Source organism: Nocardia sp. NPDC004260 (assembly GCF_053603155.1).
Genome location: NZ_JBSGEZ010000081.1, coordinates 1 through 16,307, shown reverse-complemented (window position 1 = coordinate 16,307; position 16,307 = coordinate 1). Strand labels below are relative to the sequence as shown.

The following is a 16,307-nucleotide window of genomic DNA, read 5'->3' as shown; positions in this document are numbered from 1 at the left end:
TCAGTCGCTCAGCTCGTTCAGCAGGCGCTTGGCCTCCTCGAGCTCGGCCTGTAACTGCTGCACCTTGGCCTCCTGCACCCCGCGCAACGCGTCCAGGACGCCCGCGACCACCTCGGCGACCTCCGGGTGCAGGATCTTCGCCGCCTGCGCCACCGTGGAACCGGCCACCGGAAGACCGCGCAGAGTGCGCTTCTTCCCGCTGACCACGTCGATGGACCACTCGCCGTCGGCGGTGCCGGTGAGCGTCACGGTGACCTCGGGCGCCTTGGCCTTGCGGGCGGCGGCCGCTTTGGCCGGTTTGGGCGCCGCGGCCTGCTTGGCCGCGCTGTCGGCTCGACTCGCTTCTGCGGCCGCCGCGGGCTTCGGGGTGGCCGCGGGCGCGGGTGCGCTCGGCCGCGCGGGCTCGGTCGTGGTGCTCGTCGTGGTCGACGACTGCGTCACAGGGGATTCCTTCCGTGTTGTCGACTTCTGCTGGGCGGTGGCGCCCGCCGCCCCTCGCGGCGGCTTGGTCAAGGTCACCTCGGTGGGAGAGAAGGACAGTACATCCTTCGATCCGGTCGGCCGGACCTGGAGGAAGTCACCGTCGGCAGGATCGCCGAGCGCGATCACCTTGCCCGAGCGCCCCTCCGGCACGCCGACCGCGGCGGAGGTGAACCACACCATGGGCGGGCTGCCACCGGCTATGTCCGCGGCGATCTGTTGAATCTCGCTGTCCGACAAGGGCTGCGGCTTGGTTCGTGGGGACGACATGGGTAACTCCGAGCGATTTCGTGGTTGGCTGCGTGCACAGATGATGCCGCACGGCGCCGACAGATTCGCGGGCCACCGTCGAATAGGGGCGGCAGAGGGTACCGTTCACACATCCAGCGAACAGCGGGCAACACATGCCGTCACCCTGCGGACAGCCGCCCATAGACCGCAACGCTTCGGCGTCCTATGCGAGAAAATCAGTGCTGGAGACCTTCTCGCACCTCAACCGGCCCGACGTCACCGACTGGCCCGCCCAGGAAGGTCGACTGTGCCCGACAAGCCCGGTCAACTCGCGTCCGTCGGCGCGCGCAGCGCCGGAAACCAGATATCGGTGAGCACTTCGACGGCTTGCTCCACCGAGACGTCGATGGTGCCCTGCATCGCCCATCGGGTGAAGAACCGCTCCAGTTGCGCGACGAGCAATTCCACGCGCAACCGCGCCTCGTCACGTCGTTCGGCGGGCCATGCCGCGAGGTAGGCGGTCATCGCGTTGGGCAATGCGAGGATCCCGTCGCGGGCGATCTCGCGAAACTCCGGTTCCAGCGCGGTCGCCTCGTCCCAGGCGGGCAGCAGGTCTTTGTACTTGTGGAACCACTCGATGGCGCGGGTCATCCAACGGGCGAACTCGGCGCGCGAACCGGTCTCCAGCACCCGGTCGAGGTCCTGATAGGAGTGCAGCACGGTAGGCAGGGTGCCCTGCTGGGCGATCGCGCGCAGGATCTCCTGTTTCCCCGCGAAGTGCAGGTAGAACGTGGCGCGGCTACAACCGACGGCGGCGACGATGTCGTCCACCCGCACCGCCGCGTAGCCGCGGGTGGCGAACAGCTCCTTGGCGCCCTCCATCAGCCGGACCCTGGTCTGCTGTTTCTGCTCGTCCCGCAGGTTCGCGCTCGCGTTCGTACGCATGGTGAACAGGTACCTCGTATCCGTGAAAAGAGGGACTGACGTGCGGTTGACGCCGCCCGAGTCTACGCGGGAACGGGAGCGATGGACAGCGTGTCACTCACTAGACACCATGTCTACCGAGTGTTACTTTGTTGCCTACGTCACTCCGGCGCGTGAGCCGCACCGGACGGTTCGGCCGTCACCGACGACGGCCTCCAGCACGAGGACAGTGAATGACGTCAACCGCACTCCCCCGCGTCTGCGTGATCGGAGCGGGTCCCTCCGGGATCACCGCCGCCAAACGCCTGAACGATTACGGCATACCGTTCGACTGCTACGAAGCGTCCGACGAAGTCGGAGGCAACTGGTACTTCAAGAACCCCAACGGCATGTCGGCGTGCTACCAGAGCCTGCACATCGACACGTCCAAGTTCCGTCTGGCCTTCGAGGACTATCCGGCGCCCGACGAGTGGCCGGACTTTCCCCACCATTCGCAGCTGTTCCAGTACTTCCGCGACTACGTCGACCATTTCGGCATCCGCGACCGGATCGTGTTCGACACCAGGGTGACCGCCGCCGAGCGCGGGACGGACGGCCGCTGGCTGATCAGCACGAGCGACGGGAGCACCGAGGACTACGACGCCCTCATCGTCTGCAACGGGCACCATTGGGATCCCCGCCTTCCGGACTACCCGGGCGAATTCGACGGCACGCTGCTGCACAGCCACGCCTACAACGACCCGTTCGACCCGGTCGACATGCGCGGCAAGCGCGTCGTGGTGGTCGGCATGGGCAACTCGGGCCTGGACATCGCCTCCGAGCTGTCGCAGCGGTTCATCGCGACGAAGCTCTACGTCTCCGCCCGGCGCGGGGTCTGGGTACTGCCGAAGTACGTCAACGGCAAGGTCGGCGACAAGCGCTCGATGCCACGGTGGATGCCGCCGAAGCTGGGCCTGAGACTCAAGCAGCGTTTCGTCCGCAAATTCCGCGGCAACATGGAGGACTACGGTCTGCCCAAGCCCGACCACCTGCCCTTCGAGGCGCATCCGTCGGCGAGCGAGGAGTTCCTGCACCGCGCGGGCTGCGGCGACGTCACGTTCAAGCCCGCGATCACCGCGCTGGAAGGTTCGCGGGTGCGCTTCGCCGACGGCAGCGCCGAGGAGGTGGACGTGATCGTCTGCGCCACCGGTTACCGCATCTCCTTCCCGTTCTTCTCCGATCCGGAACTGCTGCCCGACAGCGACAATCGCTTCCCGCTGTTCAAGCAGATGGTGAAGCCCGGCATCGACAACCTGTTCTTCCTCGGGCTGGCCCAGCCGCTGCCCACGCTGGTGAACTTCGCCGAGCAGCAGAGCAAGCTGGTCGCCGCCTACCTGACCGGCCGCTACCACCTGCCGCCCGCGGAGGAGATGCGGGCGGCCATGCGGTCCGCGGAGTCGGCCAGGTCGGGGCGCTACTACGACTCGCCCCGGCACACCATCCAGATCGAATTCGAACCGTACGTGCGGGATATGCGGAGGGAGCTGGCGCGCGGCGCGAAACGCGCCACCGCCGCGGGAAACGCGCTGCCGGTTCCCGGCCGCACGCTCGAACACGTGTGAGGCGGCGATGACCACTACCACGGGCACCGCCACCTCGGGATTCTGCGCCGAACGATTCGCGCGGGTCCGCGCGGAACTGGAGACCCGGCTCGCCTCCGGCGACGAACTGGGCGCATCGATCTGCGTCACGGTCGACGGCGAAACGGTCGTCGACCTCTGGGGCGGCTACCGCGACCGGGAACGCACGCAGCCGTGGACCGAGGACACCTTGGTCAACGTCTTCTCCATCACCAAGACCATGACCGCGCTGTGCGCACTGCTGCTGGTCGAGAGCGGCGAACTGGACGTGCACGCGAAGGTGGCCAGGTACTGGCCGGAGTTCGCGGCGAACGGCAAGGGCGACATCGAGATTCGTCATCTGCTCGCGCACACCTCCGGCGTCTCCGGGTGGCAGCCGCCGATCGAACTCGCCGATATCTACGACGCGGAAGCCTCCGCCGCCCGGCTCGCGAGCCAGCCGCCGTGGTGGGAGCCCGGCACCGCCTCCGGCTACCACGCGCTGGCTTACGGCCACCTGATCGGCGCGGTGATCCGCCGCGTCACCGGACGCTCGCTGGGCGAGTTCTTCGCCGAGGAGTTCGCCGGGCCGCTGGGCGCGGACTTCCACATCGGCACCGCGCCCGAGCACCACGGGCGGATCGCGACCCTGATCCCGCCCGCCATGCCGGAATTCGACATGGCCGCGCTCGACCAGGAAAGCGTGCTGGTCAAGACGCTCACCAGCCCGCTGCTCGACATCACCGAGACGGCGAGCGCCGGGTGGCGGCAAGCCGAGATCGGCGCGGTGAACGGCCACGGCAACGCCCGTTCGGTGGCGCGGGTGCAATCGCTGGTGTCCTGCGGCGGCGAACTGGCCGGACGGCGGCTGCTGTCGGAGCGGACGATCCAGCTGATCTTCCAGCAGCAGTCCGACGGCGTGGATCTCGCACTTGCGGTGCCGCTGCGATTCGGCATCGGCTACGGCCTGCCGCAGCGGCAGACCGCCCCGGAGGTTCCCGACGGCCGGGTGTGCTGGTGGGCCGGGTACGGAGGCGCGATGGTGGTCAACGACCTCGAGCACCGCACCACGTTCGCCTACGCCATGAATCGGATGGCGCCGGGGCTGATCGGCTCCGACCGTGGCGATGCCTATCTGCGCGCGACGTTCGCGGCGGTGCGCGGATAATGCGGGCACTGCAGCTCACCGAGCCCGGTGTGCTGGAACTGCGCGAGGTACCGATTCCGGAGATCGGTCCCACCGATCTGCTGCTGCGGGTGGGCGCGGCGGGCATCTGCCATTCGGATCTGCACGTGCTGCACATCCCCTTCCGGATGCGCGAGGAGCCGTTGACTCTCGGCCACGAGATCGCGGGCACCATCGAAGCCGTCGGCGACGGGGTCGGCGGCCGCCGGGCCGGCGAGCGCGGCATCGTGTACCTGTGCTGGTCGTGCGGGGTCTGCCGGGAGTGCGTCGGCGGCAACGAGAACGTCTGCCTCGCGGCGGGCCGCACCGCCATGCCGCCGTGCCCCGGACTCGGGCCGGACGGCGGGATGGCCGACTACATCCGGGTGCCCGCGAGTTCGTTCGTGCCGATCGGCGACCTCCATTTCGCGGAGGCCGCGCCGCTGGCCGACGCCGCGCTGTCGAGCTACCACGCCATCCGCGGCGCTCGTGATCGGCTGGGGCCGGGGTCGGCGGCGGTGGTCGTCGGGATCGGCGGGCTCGGCCACCTCGCGGTGCAGATCCTCGCAGCGACCACGGCGGCCGAGGTGCTGGCCGTGGACGTGAGCGCCGACAAGCTCGAACTCGCCGCGCGGTGCGGTGCGGCCGAAGGACTTCTCGCGGGCGACGACACGGCGAAGGAGATCCTCGACCGGACCGCAGGTCGCGGCGCGGACGCGGTGTTCGACTTCGTCGGCGTCGACGCCACCGCGCGGCTCGCGGTGGAATCGGTGGCGCCCAACGGGGCCTACCGCATGGTCGGCCTCGGCGGTGGCGCGCCGGAGATCACGGCGGCGCCCGCCACCGGCACGGGCTGGCCGTGGGGCGCCACGGTCCGGAAATCCTACGGCGGCACCAGATCCGACCTGATCGACGCCGTGGCGTTGGCCACGGCGGGCAAGCTGCGCGCCGAAGTGGAGCGCTATCCGCTGGCCGACGGCCGCGCGGCCCTCGACCGGCTGGAGCGCGGGCTGATCACCGGCCGCGCCGTGCTGGTCCCAGAGCCGTGACGAATCAACCCTTGCGCAGTGACGAGGAAGTATCCGATATGACAAAAGCCATCGACCCGCAGACGTTCGTCGCACAGGCCGCGAGCAGGCTCACCGGACCCGGCGGTCGATTCGAGATGGTGGTCGAGGACGTGCTCGGCGCGCCGCTGCCGGTGATGCGCCATCGCAAGTCCTCGCTGCGGGAAGTACTCGTCGCCGCGACCGCGCACGGCGAACGGGACTATCTGGTCACCGCGGACCGCAGGATGTCGTTCACCGAGCACGCCGCCGCGGTCGCGGCACTGGCCACGGCCCTACGCGACCACTTCGGCGTCGGCAAGGGCGACCGCGTGGGCATCCTCGCCGCGAACACGCCCGAGTGGGTGCTCACCTTCTGGGCGGCCCAAGCACTCGGCGCGATCGCGGTGGGTTACAACGCGTGGTGGGCCCTACGCGAGATCGCCTACGGCGTCGAGCACACCAGCCCCACCGTGCTCGTGGCCGACGCGAAGCGCGCGGCGCTGGTGGCGGAACTGGATATCCCGGTCCCGGTGCTCACCATGGAACATGACATACCCGCGCTGCTGGCCGAATACCGCACCGACGACCTGCCCGACACCGAGATCGACGAAGACGATCCCGCGGTGATCCTGTACACCAGCGGCACCAGCGGCCGACCCAAAGGGGCGGTGCACTCGCACCGAAACCTGGTGGCGGTCACCGACTATCACGTCTTCAACGACGCGCTGGCCGCCGCGCTCACCGGGGCGGACGAACTGCCCAGCGGGCGGCGCTTCCTGCTCACCTCGCCGCTGTTCCACATCGCCAGCCTGCACAACCTGGTGGTTCCCCGGCTGGTCACCGGCGACGCGGCGGTGATCCACCAGGGCGCGTTCGACGCCGACCGGGTGCTGCGGCTGATCGAGGCGCAGCGGGTCACCAACTGGGGCGCCATGCCGACCATGGCGACCAGGATGCTCGAACTCGACCTGTCCGACTACGACCTGTCCTCGCTGGCCGCCTTCTCGCTGAACTCCGCGCCGTCCTCGGCCGCGCTGCAGGAGAAGCTGCGCGATCAGCTGCCCGTCGCCCGCAACGCGCTGGTGACCAGCTATGGGCTCACCGAATGCAGCACCGCCGCGACGCTGGCGAGCCCGGCCGAGCTGGCGGCGTTCCCGGACACCGTCGGTCGTCCGGTCGTCGGGGTCACGCTGGAGATCCGCGACAGCGCGGGCAACGTGGTCCCCGACGGCGCCGAAGGCGAGATCTGCGTGCGCAGCCCTTACGTGATGCTGGGCTACTGGCAGAACGAGGCAGCGACCGCCGCGGCGATCACCGCCGACCGCTGGTTGCGCACCGGCGATATCGGGGTGCTGGAGGACGGCAGGCTGCGCCTGTCCGGGCGTCGTTCGGATCTCATCCTGCGCGGCGGGGAGAACGTCTACCCCACGGAGATCGAGCAGTGCCTCGAGGAGCATCCCGCGGTGCGCGAGTGCGCGGTGCTCGGGGTACCCGACGCCGACCTCGGACAGCAGGTCGCCGCCGTGGTCGTGGTCGAAAGCGCCACGGCGACCAGCGAAGAGGAGCTGCGCGCGTTCACCGCCGAGCGGCTCGCCTACTACAAGGTGCCCGCCCGCTGGCGGCTCACCACCACCGCACTACCGCGCAACGCGACCGGCAAGGTCATACGCGCCGATCTCGAGGTGTAAAGCCATGTACGACACCATCATCGCGAACGGCCAGTGGTTCGACGGCACCGGCGCGCCCTCGGCGATCCGGCACCTCGGCATCCGCGACGGGCGCGTCGCGACCGTCTCCGCCGACCCGATCGAGGACCCCGACTGTCCGAACATCGTGGACGCCACCGGGAAATGGGTGATCCCGGGCATGCTCGACATCCACACCCACTACGACGTGGAGGTGCTCCAGCATCCCGCGCTGACCGAATCGCTGCGCCACGGCATCACCACGGTCCTGCTGGGCTCGTGCTCGCTGTCGACCGTCCACGTCGACGCCTCCGACGCGGGCGACCTGTTCGCACGGGTCGAGGCGATTCCGCGCAAGCACGTCCTCGCCGCGGTCGGCGAGCACAAGACCTGGCGCTCGGCGCACGAATACGCGGCCGCCCTGGAACAACTGCCGCTGGGCCCGAATGTCGCCGCGTTCATCGGGCATTCGGACATCCGCGCCGCGGAAATGGGTCTGGAGCGCGCGACCCGCAAGGACGTCCGGCCCGATAAGGCCGAACTGGCGGGGATGGAGGCGAAGCTGACCGAGGCGCTGGACGCCGGGTTTGTCGGCATGTCCTCCCAGCAGCTGCTGTTCGACAAACTCGACGGTGCGGTGTGCCGATCGCGCACCCTGCCGTCCACCTACGCGACCACCCGGGAACGGCGCAGGCTCAACGCCATCTTGCGCAGGCGCGGGCGGGCACTACAGGGCGGACCCGACGTGTCCCGCCCACAGAGCTTGGTGACGATGGCGGCCGGTAGCCTCGGCCTGTTCCGCAAGCCGCTGAAGGTCAGCCTGCTCTCGGCCGCCGACCTCAAGGCCATCCCGGGCATCGCGTACCTTTTCCCGTTGATCGCGCGGGTGCTCAACGCGCTGGGCGGCGATTTCCGCTGGCAACACCTTCCGGTGCCGTTCGAGGTCTACGCCGACGGCATCGACCTCGTGGTGTTCGAGGAGTTCGGTTCCGGCGCCGAAGCGCTGCACCTCGCCGACCAAGTGGACAAGCGCCGGGAACTGTTGCGCGACCAGCGGTACCGGCGCCGCTTCCGCAAGGACTACGACAAGAAATTCGGTCCACGGGTGTGGCACCGTGATTTCTTCGATGCGCAGATCGTGGAATGCCCGGACGCGAGCGTGATCGGCAAGACCTTCGGCGAGGTGGGCGCGGAGCGCGGCGGCACGCACCCGGTGGACGCGTTCCTCGACCTCGTGGTGGAACACGGCGGCAAGGTCCGCTGGCGCACGACGATCTCCAACCATCGACCCGAGGTGCTCGATCGGCTCGCCGCCGACCCCGGCGTGCAATTGGGCTTCTCCGACGCGGGAGCGCATCTGCGCAACATGGCGTTCTACAACTTCGGGCTCCGCTTCCTGCGCCGGGTGCGCGACGCCGCGAACGCGGGCCGCCCGTTCCTGTCGCCGGAACAGGCGGTGCACCGGCTCACGGGCGAACTCGCGGACTGGTACGGCCTGGACGCCGGGCATCTACGGGTGGGCGACCGAGCGGACGTCGTCGTGCTCGATCCGGCTCGCCTGGACGATTCGCTGGACGCCTACCACGAATCCCCGATCGCCCCCTTCGACGACCTGTCGCGCATGGTGAACCGCAACGACCAGACGGTCACCGCGGTCTTGGTCGGCGGCGTGCCGGTATTCGGCGACGGCGCGCCCGCCGCGGAACTCGGCACCCGGCGGACCGGCCGTTTCCTGCGCGCGTCGACCGCCACCGGATAGTCCAACCGCCCGCTCGGTCCGGTCCGTCCACGTAAAATCGCTGCTACCCGGCGGTTCGCTCGCCGGTGGTTCGTAGGGAGTCAGCGTGGACGTATTCGAACATCGGGGCAGGTCCGTGGTCTTCGACCGCACGGGCAGCGGGTCTCCGGTCGTGTTCCTGCACAACGCGGGCACGCAACGTCGCATCTGGGACGACCAGGTCGCGGCGCTGCGCGACGAGCACGAGGTCTTCGCGCTCGACCTGCCCGGCTACGGGCAGTCCGACCAGCCCGCGACCGGCTACCGCCTCACCGATTACGTCGACATGCTCGCGGCGTTCCTCGACGCCCAACGCGTCACCGACGTGGTGCTGATCGGCAACTGTCTCGGTAGCGCCACCTCGCTGCGCTACGCCATGGGTCATCCCGACCGGGTGCGCGCGCTCGTCCTGATCAATCCGCTCACCTTGGACACCGTGAGTTCGGGACAGTCGGCGGCCCTGGCCTGGCTGGACGCGCGGCTGCCGCTGGCGCCGCTGGCCCGCCGGATCAGCCTGCCGGACCCGGTGGTCTCGCTGATCGTCGGCAATCAGCTCGGCCCCCGCGGCCGGCGCCTGCGCACTCAGCACGAGCCGCGCGTGCGGGCGCACTGGACCGATCGGGGCAGGCTGCGAGCTCTGCACGGCTTGGTGCAGGATTTTCCGTCCTATCGCACGTTGGACACCTTCGAGCCGCCCGCCGGTTTCCCGCCGATGTGCACGATCTGGGGGCGACGCAACCGCATCCTGTCGGCGAAGGCGGGCGGACGGCTGAACCGCAAGCTGCGCCCGCACACGGCGGTGGAACTACCGGACTGCGGTCATCTTCCGATGGTGGAGGCTCCCGAGCGGGTCGCTTCGATCATCACCGGCTTCCTGGCCGCGACCGATGTCCCGGCGCGCGAGCAGTCCGGCGGCCGCTGAGCCGCACTCAGAGCGGAGCCACGGTCGGGCACAGTTCGGCGAAACTGGCCGAGTGCACTCCGCATCCGGCGCATTCGAACACCATGCCGATGTCCAGCATCCAGTGGATGCGGGTATGGCAGGTCTCGCAGAGGAAATCCACACCCGCCGGATGGCAGCAGGACCGTTTACGGATGAACCATTCCGCGCGATGACGGCAGGGCACGGAATCGAAGCGGAACGTGCACTTCGGCGCGGCGGGCAACTCGGCAACGACGGCATCGAAAGCCGTTGTGGCCGTATGGGTGTTCACAGCAGATACCTTCCGGCGGAGCAGGAGCGGGCGAACGAGCGATGCGGCGGCGCCTTCACCTCCTGGATCGATCTTCCTCGATTAGCTGTTACCCGGATGAGTCCGCTTTCACACGGCGGCGGACCGGCTTGTTTGGTCACGAGTCGCGGGGGAATCCGAATTGTGACGCCATCGAGGGAAGGGGTTCTGTCATGTTGTTGCGCCGACTCGCCCGGCCGCTACTGGCCACCGTGTTCGTGGTCGACGGGGTCGATACGCTGCGGCACCCGGACGAGCGGGTGAAGTCCGCGAACGCGCTGCTGGAGCGGGGGCACCGACAGCTACCCGCAGAGGTGGCCGCGAAATTGCCATCGAATCCGTCGACCGTCGTGCAGGTCAACGCCTTCGCTCAGGTGGGCGGCGGCGTCCTGCTGGCCCTCGGCAAGGCACCGCGACTGGCCGCTTTGGTACTCGCCGCGACCGTCGTGCCCGCGGCCGTCACCGAGCAGGACTTCTGGAACGAACAAGATCCCGCCCGCAAGTCGGCGAAGCGCAACGCGTTCCTCAAGGATCTCGGGCTGCTCGGCGGCCTGATGATCACCGCCGCCGACACCGAGGGCAAGCCTTCGCTGGGCTGGCGCGGCCGCAGGGCCGCGCGCGATGCCGCCGCCGCGGTGACCGCGGCGTTGCCGTTCGGCGCGGCCTCGGACACCGCCACCGGCGCGGCACTGCGCAAGCACGCGCACGAGGCCGCGGACAAGGCGCGGGCAGTGGGCGCGGTGGCCGCGAGCAAGGGGGCGGAACTCGCCGAATCGGCCCAGCGGCACCGGCCCGGGTGGACGGAATCGGCCAAAGAGCACGGCAGCGACTGGGCCGAGACCGCCAAGACGCACGGGCAGGAGTGGGCCGAGATCGCCAAAGAACACGGCGCGGACTGGGCGGAGATCGCCAAAGAACGCGGCGCGGACTGGGCGGAAATCGCGAAAGAGCGCGGCGCGGAATGGGCCGAGATCGCCAAAGAACGCGGCGCCGAATGGGCGGAGGTCGCCAAGGAGCAGGGCGTGCACCTCGCGGATCTGGCGAAGCAGCGCGGCGCCGAATGGGCGGAGATCGCGAAAGAGCGCGGACCTGAGCTCGCCGACGCCGCCAAGGAACGCGGGGTGCAGGCGGCACACCTGGCGCGCGAGCGTGGAGCGCAGACCGCGCACGCGGCCCGCGACGCGATCGAGTCACGTCGCCACTGACGCTTCGCGACGGGGCACTAGGTGGTCGGCCGGACCCTGCCCGGCCTCATGAGCGTTCGGTAGCGGGTGTCGCGCGACACCCGCTACTTTCGCGGGTGGGCATCCGTCTCGCGCTCACGCCTTCGAGCGACTCGCCGTTGCGCGCCCGGTGTGACGGGACATGCGCTATGAGGTGCTCGCGCTCCCGCCGCAGGAGATGGTGACGGCTTCGCCGTTGAAGTGGCGGCCGTGCTCGGAGACCAGCAGCAGCGTCGCCTCGGCCACCTCCGCGGGCTGGATCAGATCACCGTTGGGCGGCCCGGATTCGATGATCGCCATCCAATCCTCCCTGGTGGGATTCTCCTTGTCCGGCATCATGAGCCGCCAGGTCGCCGGATTCTGGATCATGTCGGTGTCCACACCGGAGGGCAGCAGCGCGTTCACCGTGATGCCGTACTCCGCCACTTCCAACGACAGGGACTTCACCAAGCCGAGCACGCCCCATTTGCTCGCGGCGTAGTGCGCCGCGTTGCGCGCGCCCATCTTCGCCACGATGGAGGAGGTGGCCACCACGCGACCCCAGCGGCGCTCGATCATGTGCGGGACGACCGCGCGGAAGCTGTGGAAGACGCCCGTCAGGTTGGTGTCGATCATGTCCCGCCACAACCGCTCGTCCATCTCGGCGACGGGCGAGTTGGACGCGATGCCCGCATTGGCGACGAGGATGTCGATGCGGTCGAACTCCTCGAGCGCGCGCTCGGCGACCGTCCGCATCTGTTCCAGGCTGCGCACGTCGGCTCGGACGGCGACACAGCGACGGCCGGTCCGCTCGACCAGCGCGGCGGTCTCGGCCAGGTCGCCGGGGGTGCTCAGCTCGTAGGGCAGGCCGGGCACCGGTGCGGCGATATCGCACACCACGATGTCCGCGCCCGCGTTCGCCAGCGCCAAGGCGTGCGCGCGCCCCTGTCCGCGGGCGCCGCCGGTGATCACCGCCACCCGATCGTCGAGATTGCCCATGACTGGCCCTTCGTCGGTCGGTACCTGCTTCGGCCGCCCCCATCGTGTCATGGGCGAACGAGCTGAACTCCCGATTTTCCGGCGGCCGCGTCGCCGAGGCGATATTTCCCAAAGTTGGGAACGGACCGCACCCGGTGCCGGGCACGACGTGCGCTTCTGCGGGCCGCAGCACGTCCGCAACCTGCGTGGACGGGGTCGCTGCGCCGAATTGTCCAGGGAGAGTGGAACAATGGGCACGATCTCGGCGCCGGAGCGGGCACGGCCATGGCACGGACGAGCCGACCCGATTGCGGCACGGAGACCACATGCACCCATTTCGACCCGGTCCAGCGACCGACCGTCCGCGATGTACGCTGCGCCCAGGAACGATCTCGCCCGTGCCCACGCGTCGTTCCAGGCACGAGCGTCGCACTGACATGGTTTCCTGGGGGCCCGATGACCGATTGTGAGTACCTTCCCGTGAATCTCGACCGACAGCTCGACGCCGAACCTACCGAGCACGACAACACCCTCGCCGACCGGCTCGCCAGCCCGCGGCTGCGCAGGCTGCTGCACACGGCCATCGGCCTGTCCGAGGACTCCGTCGACCTGCTGACGACCATGACCACGCGCCTGCGCGCGGCCGAGGGCATGATCCTGCGCGACCCGCTCGAGGATTACTGACCCACGGGTGGTCGCGGCCGGGGACTCCGGGCAGGCAGTCGGCGGGGCGGGTTGCCGAACCGGCAACGATATTTGCCGTTCTGGTCGGCCCGATGGATGGTGGGACGCATGAGTGCGACACCCCATCACCACGCCGACCGGACGACGCCGACAACTGTCGAGTACTGGGAGGCCTTCTACCAGGAGCGCGACCAGATCTGGTCCGGACGGCCGAACTTCTTCCTGGTGCGTGAGCTCGAAGCCGTCCCCCCTGGCACCGCACTGGACCTGGGCTGCGCCGAGGGCGCCGACGCGATCTGGCTGGCCGAGCGCGGCTGGCGGGTCACGGCGGTCGACGTGTCGGAGACCGCGCTGGCCCGCGCCAGGACGAACGCGGCCCGCCAGGGAATCGACGGCGAAATAGCTTGGCAGCGGCACGATCTGGACCACACCTTCCCCGCGGGGAGTTTCGACCTCGTCACGGCGCAGTATCTGCACTCACCGGCGGCGAAGGACGGCGAACGGACACGCATCCTGAGCCGGGCGGCCGATGCGGTGGCTCCCGGCGGGCTATTGCTGATCGTCGGTCACGCGCAATGGCCCTCCTGGGTACTGGAACCACCCGCCGACGTGCATTTCCCGACCACTGCCGAGGTACGGGCCGGTCTCGCGCTGGATCCGGCCGAATGGCACGTGGAAGTGGACGAGGAGGTCGAGCGCGAACACGCGAGCCCCGAGGGCAGGCCGGGCACCCGAAAAGACAACATCCTACGAATTCGCCGCAGCTGACGGGGAGAGCAAATAACGGGCCAATCTCCTTGCAGCCGAGGAGAATTCGCGGAGCCTGCGCAGGGAATTAACTCCGATATTACTCAGGATTCATGGTGCCGAGACGGATTTCTCGCTACTGTGGACGCAGCCTACAGTGCGGTGGGAATCGAGAATCTCACGTCGGTCGGGGGGAAATTCGCCCGTAGGAGAGTTCCCAGTGAAGTATCCCGTATGCGCTCGCGTGCTAGGTCCGTTGACGCTTGCCCTGAACAATCACAATGCGACGCCGACCGCGCAGAAGCAGCGGCAGTTGCTGGCATTACTTTTGGTTCGGCACGACACCGTTGTCCCGGTGACAGCCCTGATCGAAGAACTGTGGAACGACGATCCGCCGCGCAGCGCGGTGACGGTCGTGCAAACATATGTGCTCGGCATCCGCAAGAAGATGGCGGAGCAACTCGGAGTCGGACAGGCGGAGGTGGCCGAACGCTACCTGCGCACGCGCAGCAAAGGCTATTCCTTCGACGTGCGGGACTGTGTGTTCGACCTGCGCGACTATCAGTCCATGTCCGACGCCGCGCGATGCGCCGCCAAGACCGGTGACGACGAGCGCGCGGTGGACCTGTTCAGCGCCGCGGAAGCGCTGTGGAGCGGGCCCGCACTGGTGGATGTGGAGGGTGGCATCCCGCTCTCCGCCGAGATCTCGCATCTGGATCACCTGCGACTGACCAATATCGAGTTGCGGGTGGAGGCGGAATTGCGACTGGGCAGGCATCGTGAGGTCTGTCCCGACCTGGCGCGGCTGACCATGCAGCATCCGCTGCACGAGCGGCTCCAGGCGTACTACATGTTCGCCCTGTGCCGGTCGGGCCAGCGCGCCCGCGCCCTGGCCTCCTACCAGCAGTTCAGCAGGTTCATGCAGGACGAACTGGGGCTCGACCCCTGCCAGAAGCTGCAGAAGTTGCACCGGGACATCCTGACCGCCTCCGACGACTCGGTGAGCGCGATGCTCAACAGCCGCCACGCCGGTTACCTGATCGGGTGGTATTCCCCCGAGCACCGCGCCGCCGCCGAGACCGCCTGACCCCGCCGCCCGGCCGCGATCGCCGCGGGCCGGGCGAACCTCCGGCGCGCTCATTCCCGCCCGAGGAGCTCGTCCACCAACCCGGTGGTGTGCGTGGCGGCGCGCATGGCCGGGTGGTCGAGCACCTCGTACAGGAAATCCCGGGTGGTCGCGACGCGGGCGCCGGAAATCCGGAATTCCGCCAGCGCCCGCCGCATCCGGGCCAGCGCCCGGTCCCGGTCCGGCGCCCACACCACCAGTTTGGCCAGCAGCGAATCATAGTGCGGAGGTATCGAATATCCGGCGTGCGCATGGGTGTCGACGCGGACGAAGGGGCCACCGGGCGGGGTGAATTCCGCCAGGATTCCCGGAGCGGGCGCGAATGCCGCGGCAGGATCTTCGGCATTGATCCGGCATTCGATCGCCGCGCCCCGCAGGACGATATCTTCCTGAGCGATGCCGAGCGGTTGCCCCGCCGCGACTCGAATCTGCTCGGCGATGAGATCTATACCTGTCACCATTTCGGTGACCGGATGTTCCACCTGAATGCGGCAGTTCACTTCCATGAAATAGTAATTGCCGTCCCGATCGACCAGGAATTCCACGGTTCCCGCGCCGGTATACCCGGCCTCCAGCACACCGTGCACGGCGGATGCGCCCATTCGCTCGGCCAGACCGTCCGGCAGCAGCGGGGCAGGCGATTCCTCGATCAATTTCTGGTGCCTGCGCTGCACCGAGCAGTCGCGTTCACCCAGGTGCACGCCATTGCCGTAGGCATCGCACAGCACCTGGATCTCGACGTGCCTGGCGGCGGCGAGGTACTTCTCCAGGTACACCCGGCTGTCGCCGAACAGCATCCGCGCCGTCGCCCTGGTCTCCTGATAGGCGCGCGGGAACGCCGCACTCTCGTGCACCACCTGCATGCCGCGCCCGCCTCCGCCGGCGGCCGCCTTGACGATCACCGGGTAGCCGATCGAATCCGCGAGCGCGTGCGCCTCGTCGAGTTCGAGCGGATCGAGGCTGCCCGGCAGCAGCGGCAGTCCCGCCTTCGCCATCAGCGTGCGCGCCGACTGCTTGTCGCCGAGCTGGGCCATCACGTCGGCGGGCGGCCCGATCAGCGTGACGCCCGCCGCCCGGCACGCGTCGGCGAAATCCGGTGACTCGGAGAGGAATCCGTATCCGGGATGGATCGCGTCCGCGCCGGTGAGCTCGGCGGCGGCCAGGATCGCCGCGGCGTTCAGATAACTGCGCTTGGCCGCGGAGGGGCCGATCTGCACCGCCTCGTCGGCGAAACGCACCACCGCCGACTCGGCGTCGGCGACCGAGTGCACCGCGACGGTGCGCACGCCGAGTTCGCGGCAGGTGCGCGCGACCCGCAGCGCGATCTCGCCACGGTTGGCGATCAGGATCTTCTCGAACATGGCGCCACTCCTACGCGACCGACCGGACCAGGACCTGCTGCCGCGCACCGAAGCGCCGGAACCGGGCG

The 16,307-nt window shown here is 68.9% G+C and carries 15 protein-coding genes; 10 read left to right on the top strand and 5 right to left on the bottom strand.

Features of this window, described 5'->3' with window-relative positions; all coding sequences use genetic code 11:
- Both ACWEO7_RS32280 and ACWEO7_RS32275 read right to left on the bottom strand, forming a co-directional pair.
- The gene (locus ACWEO7_RS32280; RefSeq protein WP_355077895.1) at positions 1–750 is read right to left on the bottom strand and encodes a DUF6319 family protein; all 750 of its coding nucleotides are present in this window, start codon (positions 748–750) and stop codon (positions 1–3) included.
- A 285-nt stretch (positions 751–1,035) separates the two neighbouring features.
- Positions 1,036–1,656: a TetR/AcrR family transcriptional regulator gene (locus ACWEO7_RS32275; RefSeq protein ID WP_452428844.1), complete on the bottom strand. Its 621-nt coding sequence runs from the start codon at positions 1,654–1,656 to the stop codon at positions 1,036–1,038.
- 212 nt (positions 1,657–1,868) lie between these two features.
- Here ACWEO7_RS32275 and ACWEO7_RS32270 point away from each other — a divergent pair, with 212 nt between their 5' ends.
- The 6 genes from ACWEO7_RS32270 to ACWEO7_RS32245 all read left to right on the top strand — a co-directional run bounded on the left by ACWEO7_RS32270 (position 1,869) and on the right by ACWEO7_RS32245 (position 9,831).
- Positions 1,869–3,236 carry a flavin-containing monooxygenase gene (locus tag ACWEO7_RS32270; RefSeq protein ID WP_452428843.1) on the top strand — a complete coding sequence of 456 codons (1,368 nt, stop codon included), beginning with the start codon at positions 1,869–1,871 and terminating at the stop codon, positions 3,234–3,236.
- Between the two features lie 7 nt (positions 3,237–3,243).
- Positions 3,244–4,401 (top strand): serine hydrolase domain-containing protein, encoded by a 1,158-nt coding sequence (locus tag ACWEO7_RS32265; RefSeq protein ID WP_452428841.1) that lies wholly within the window; start codon positions 3,244–3,246, stop codon positions 4,399–4,401.
- On the top strand, positions 4,401–5,447 hold the full coding sequence (locus tag ACWEO7_RS32260) for an NAD(P)-dependent alcohol dehydrogenase (protein ID WP_452428839.1): 1,047 nt from the start codon (positions 4,401–4,403) through the stop codon (positions 5,445–5,447). Before ACWEO7_RS32265 ends, ACWEO7_RS32260 begins: the two co-directional genes overlap by 1 nt.
- Before the next feature lie 38 nt (positions 5,448–5,485).
- On the top strand, positions 5,486–7,135 hold the full coding sequence (locus tag ACWEO7_RS32255) for a class I adenylate-forming enzyme family protein (RefSeq protein WP_452428837.1): 1,650 nt from the start codon (positions 5,486–5,488) through the stop codon (positions 7,133–7,135).
- A gap of 4 nt (positions 7,136–7,139) precedes the next feature.
- Positions 7,140–8,891 carry an N-acyl-D-amino-acid deacylase family protein gene (locus tag ACWEO7_RS32250; protein WP_452428836.1) on the top strand — a complete coding sequence of 584 codons (1,752 nt, stop codon included), beginning with the start codon at positions 7,140–7,142 and terminating at the stop codon, positions 8,889–8,891.
- A gap of 85 nt (positions 8,892–8,976) precedes the next feature.
- On the top strand, positions 8,977–9,831 hold the full coding sequence (locus ACWEO7_RS32245; protein WP_452428835.1) for an alpha/beta fold hydrolase: 855 nt from the start codon (positions 8,977–8,979) through the stop codon (positions 9,829–9,831).
- Positions 9,832–9,838: 7 nt separating this feature from the next.
- Here the strand turns inward: ACWEO7_RS32245 and ACWEO7_RS32240 are convergent, their stop codons facing one another.
- Positions 9,839–10,123 carry a hypothetical protein gene (locus tag ACWEO7_RS32240; protein ID WP_452428833.1) on the bottom strand — a complete coding sequence of 95 codons (285 nt, stop codon included), beginning with the start codon at positions 10,121–10,123 and terminating at the stop codon, positions 9,839–9,841.
- Positions 10,124–10,314: 191 nt separating this feature from the next.
- On the opposite strand from ACWEO7_RS32240, the gene ACWEO7_RS32235 reads away from it, so the two are divergent.
- On the top strand, positions 10,315–11,346 hold the full coding sequence (locus ACWEO7_RS32235; protein ID WP_452428831.1) for a DoxX family membrane protein: 1,032 nt from the start codon (positions 10,315–10,317) through the stop codon (positions 11,344–11,346).
- 165 nt (positions 11,347–11,511) lie between these two features.
- Here ACWEO7_RS32235 and ACWEO7_RS32230 read toward each other — a convergent pair whose 3' ends face one another.
- Complete coding sequence (locus tag ACWEO7_RS32230; RefSeq protein ID WP_452428829.1) at positions 11,512–12,342, bottom strand: mycofactocin-coupled SDR family oxidoreductase; 831 nt, start codon at positions 12,340–12,342, stop codon at positions 11,512–11,514.
- A gap of 459 nt (positions 12,343–12,801) precedes the next feature.
- On the opposite strand from ACWEO7_RS32230, the gene ACWEO7_RS32225 reads away from it, so the two are divergent.
- From ACWEO7_RS32225 to ACWEO7_RS32215, 3 genes are all read left to right on the top strand, one after another.
- The gene (locus tag ACWEO7_RS32225; protein ID WP_355077905.1) at positions 12,802–13,005 is read left to right on the top strand and encodes a hypothetical protein; all 204 of its coding nucleotides are present in this window, start codon (positions 12,802–12,804) and stop codon (positions 13,003–13,005) included.
- Positions 13,006–13,113: 108 nt separating this feature from the next.
- Positions 13,114–13,773 (top strand): class I SAM-dependent methyltransferase, encoded by a 660-nt coding sequence (locus tag ACWEO7_RS32220; RefSeq protein ID WP_452428828.1) that lies wholly within the window; start codon positions 13,114–13,116, stop codon positions 13,771–13,773.
- A gap of 199 nt (positions 13,774–13,972) precedes the next feature.
- A complete protein-coding gene (locus ACWEO7_RS32215) occupies positions 13,973–14,839 on the top strand; it encodes an AfsR/SARP family transcriptional regulator (protein ID WP_452428827.1) in 867 nt (288 codons plus the stop codon).
- Between the two features lie 50 nt (positions 14,840–14,889).
- Here ACWEO7_RS32215 and ACWEO7_RS32210 read toward each other — a convergent pair whose 3' ends face one another.
- A complete protein-coding gene (locus ACWEO7_RS32210) occupies positions 14,890–16,239 on the bottom strand; it encodes an acetyl-CoA carboxylase biotin carboxylase subunit (protein WP_452428825.1) in 1,350 nt (449 codons plus the stop codon).
- Between the last annotated feature and the right edge of the window lie 68 nt (positions 16,240–16,307).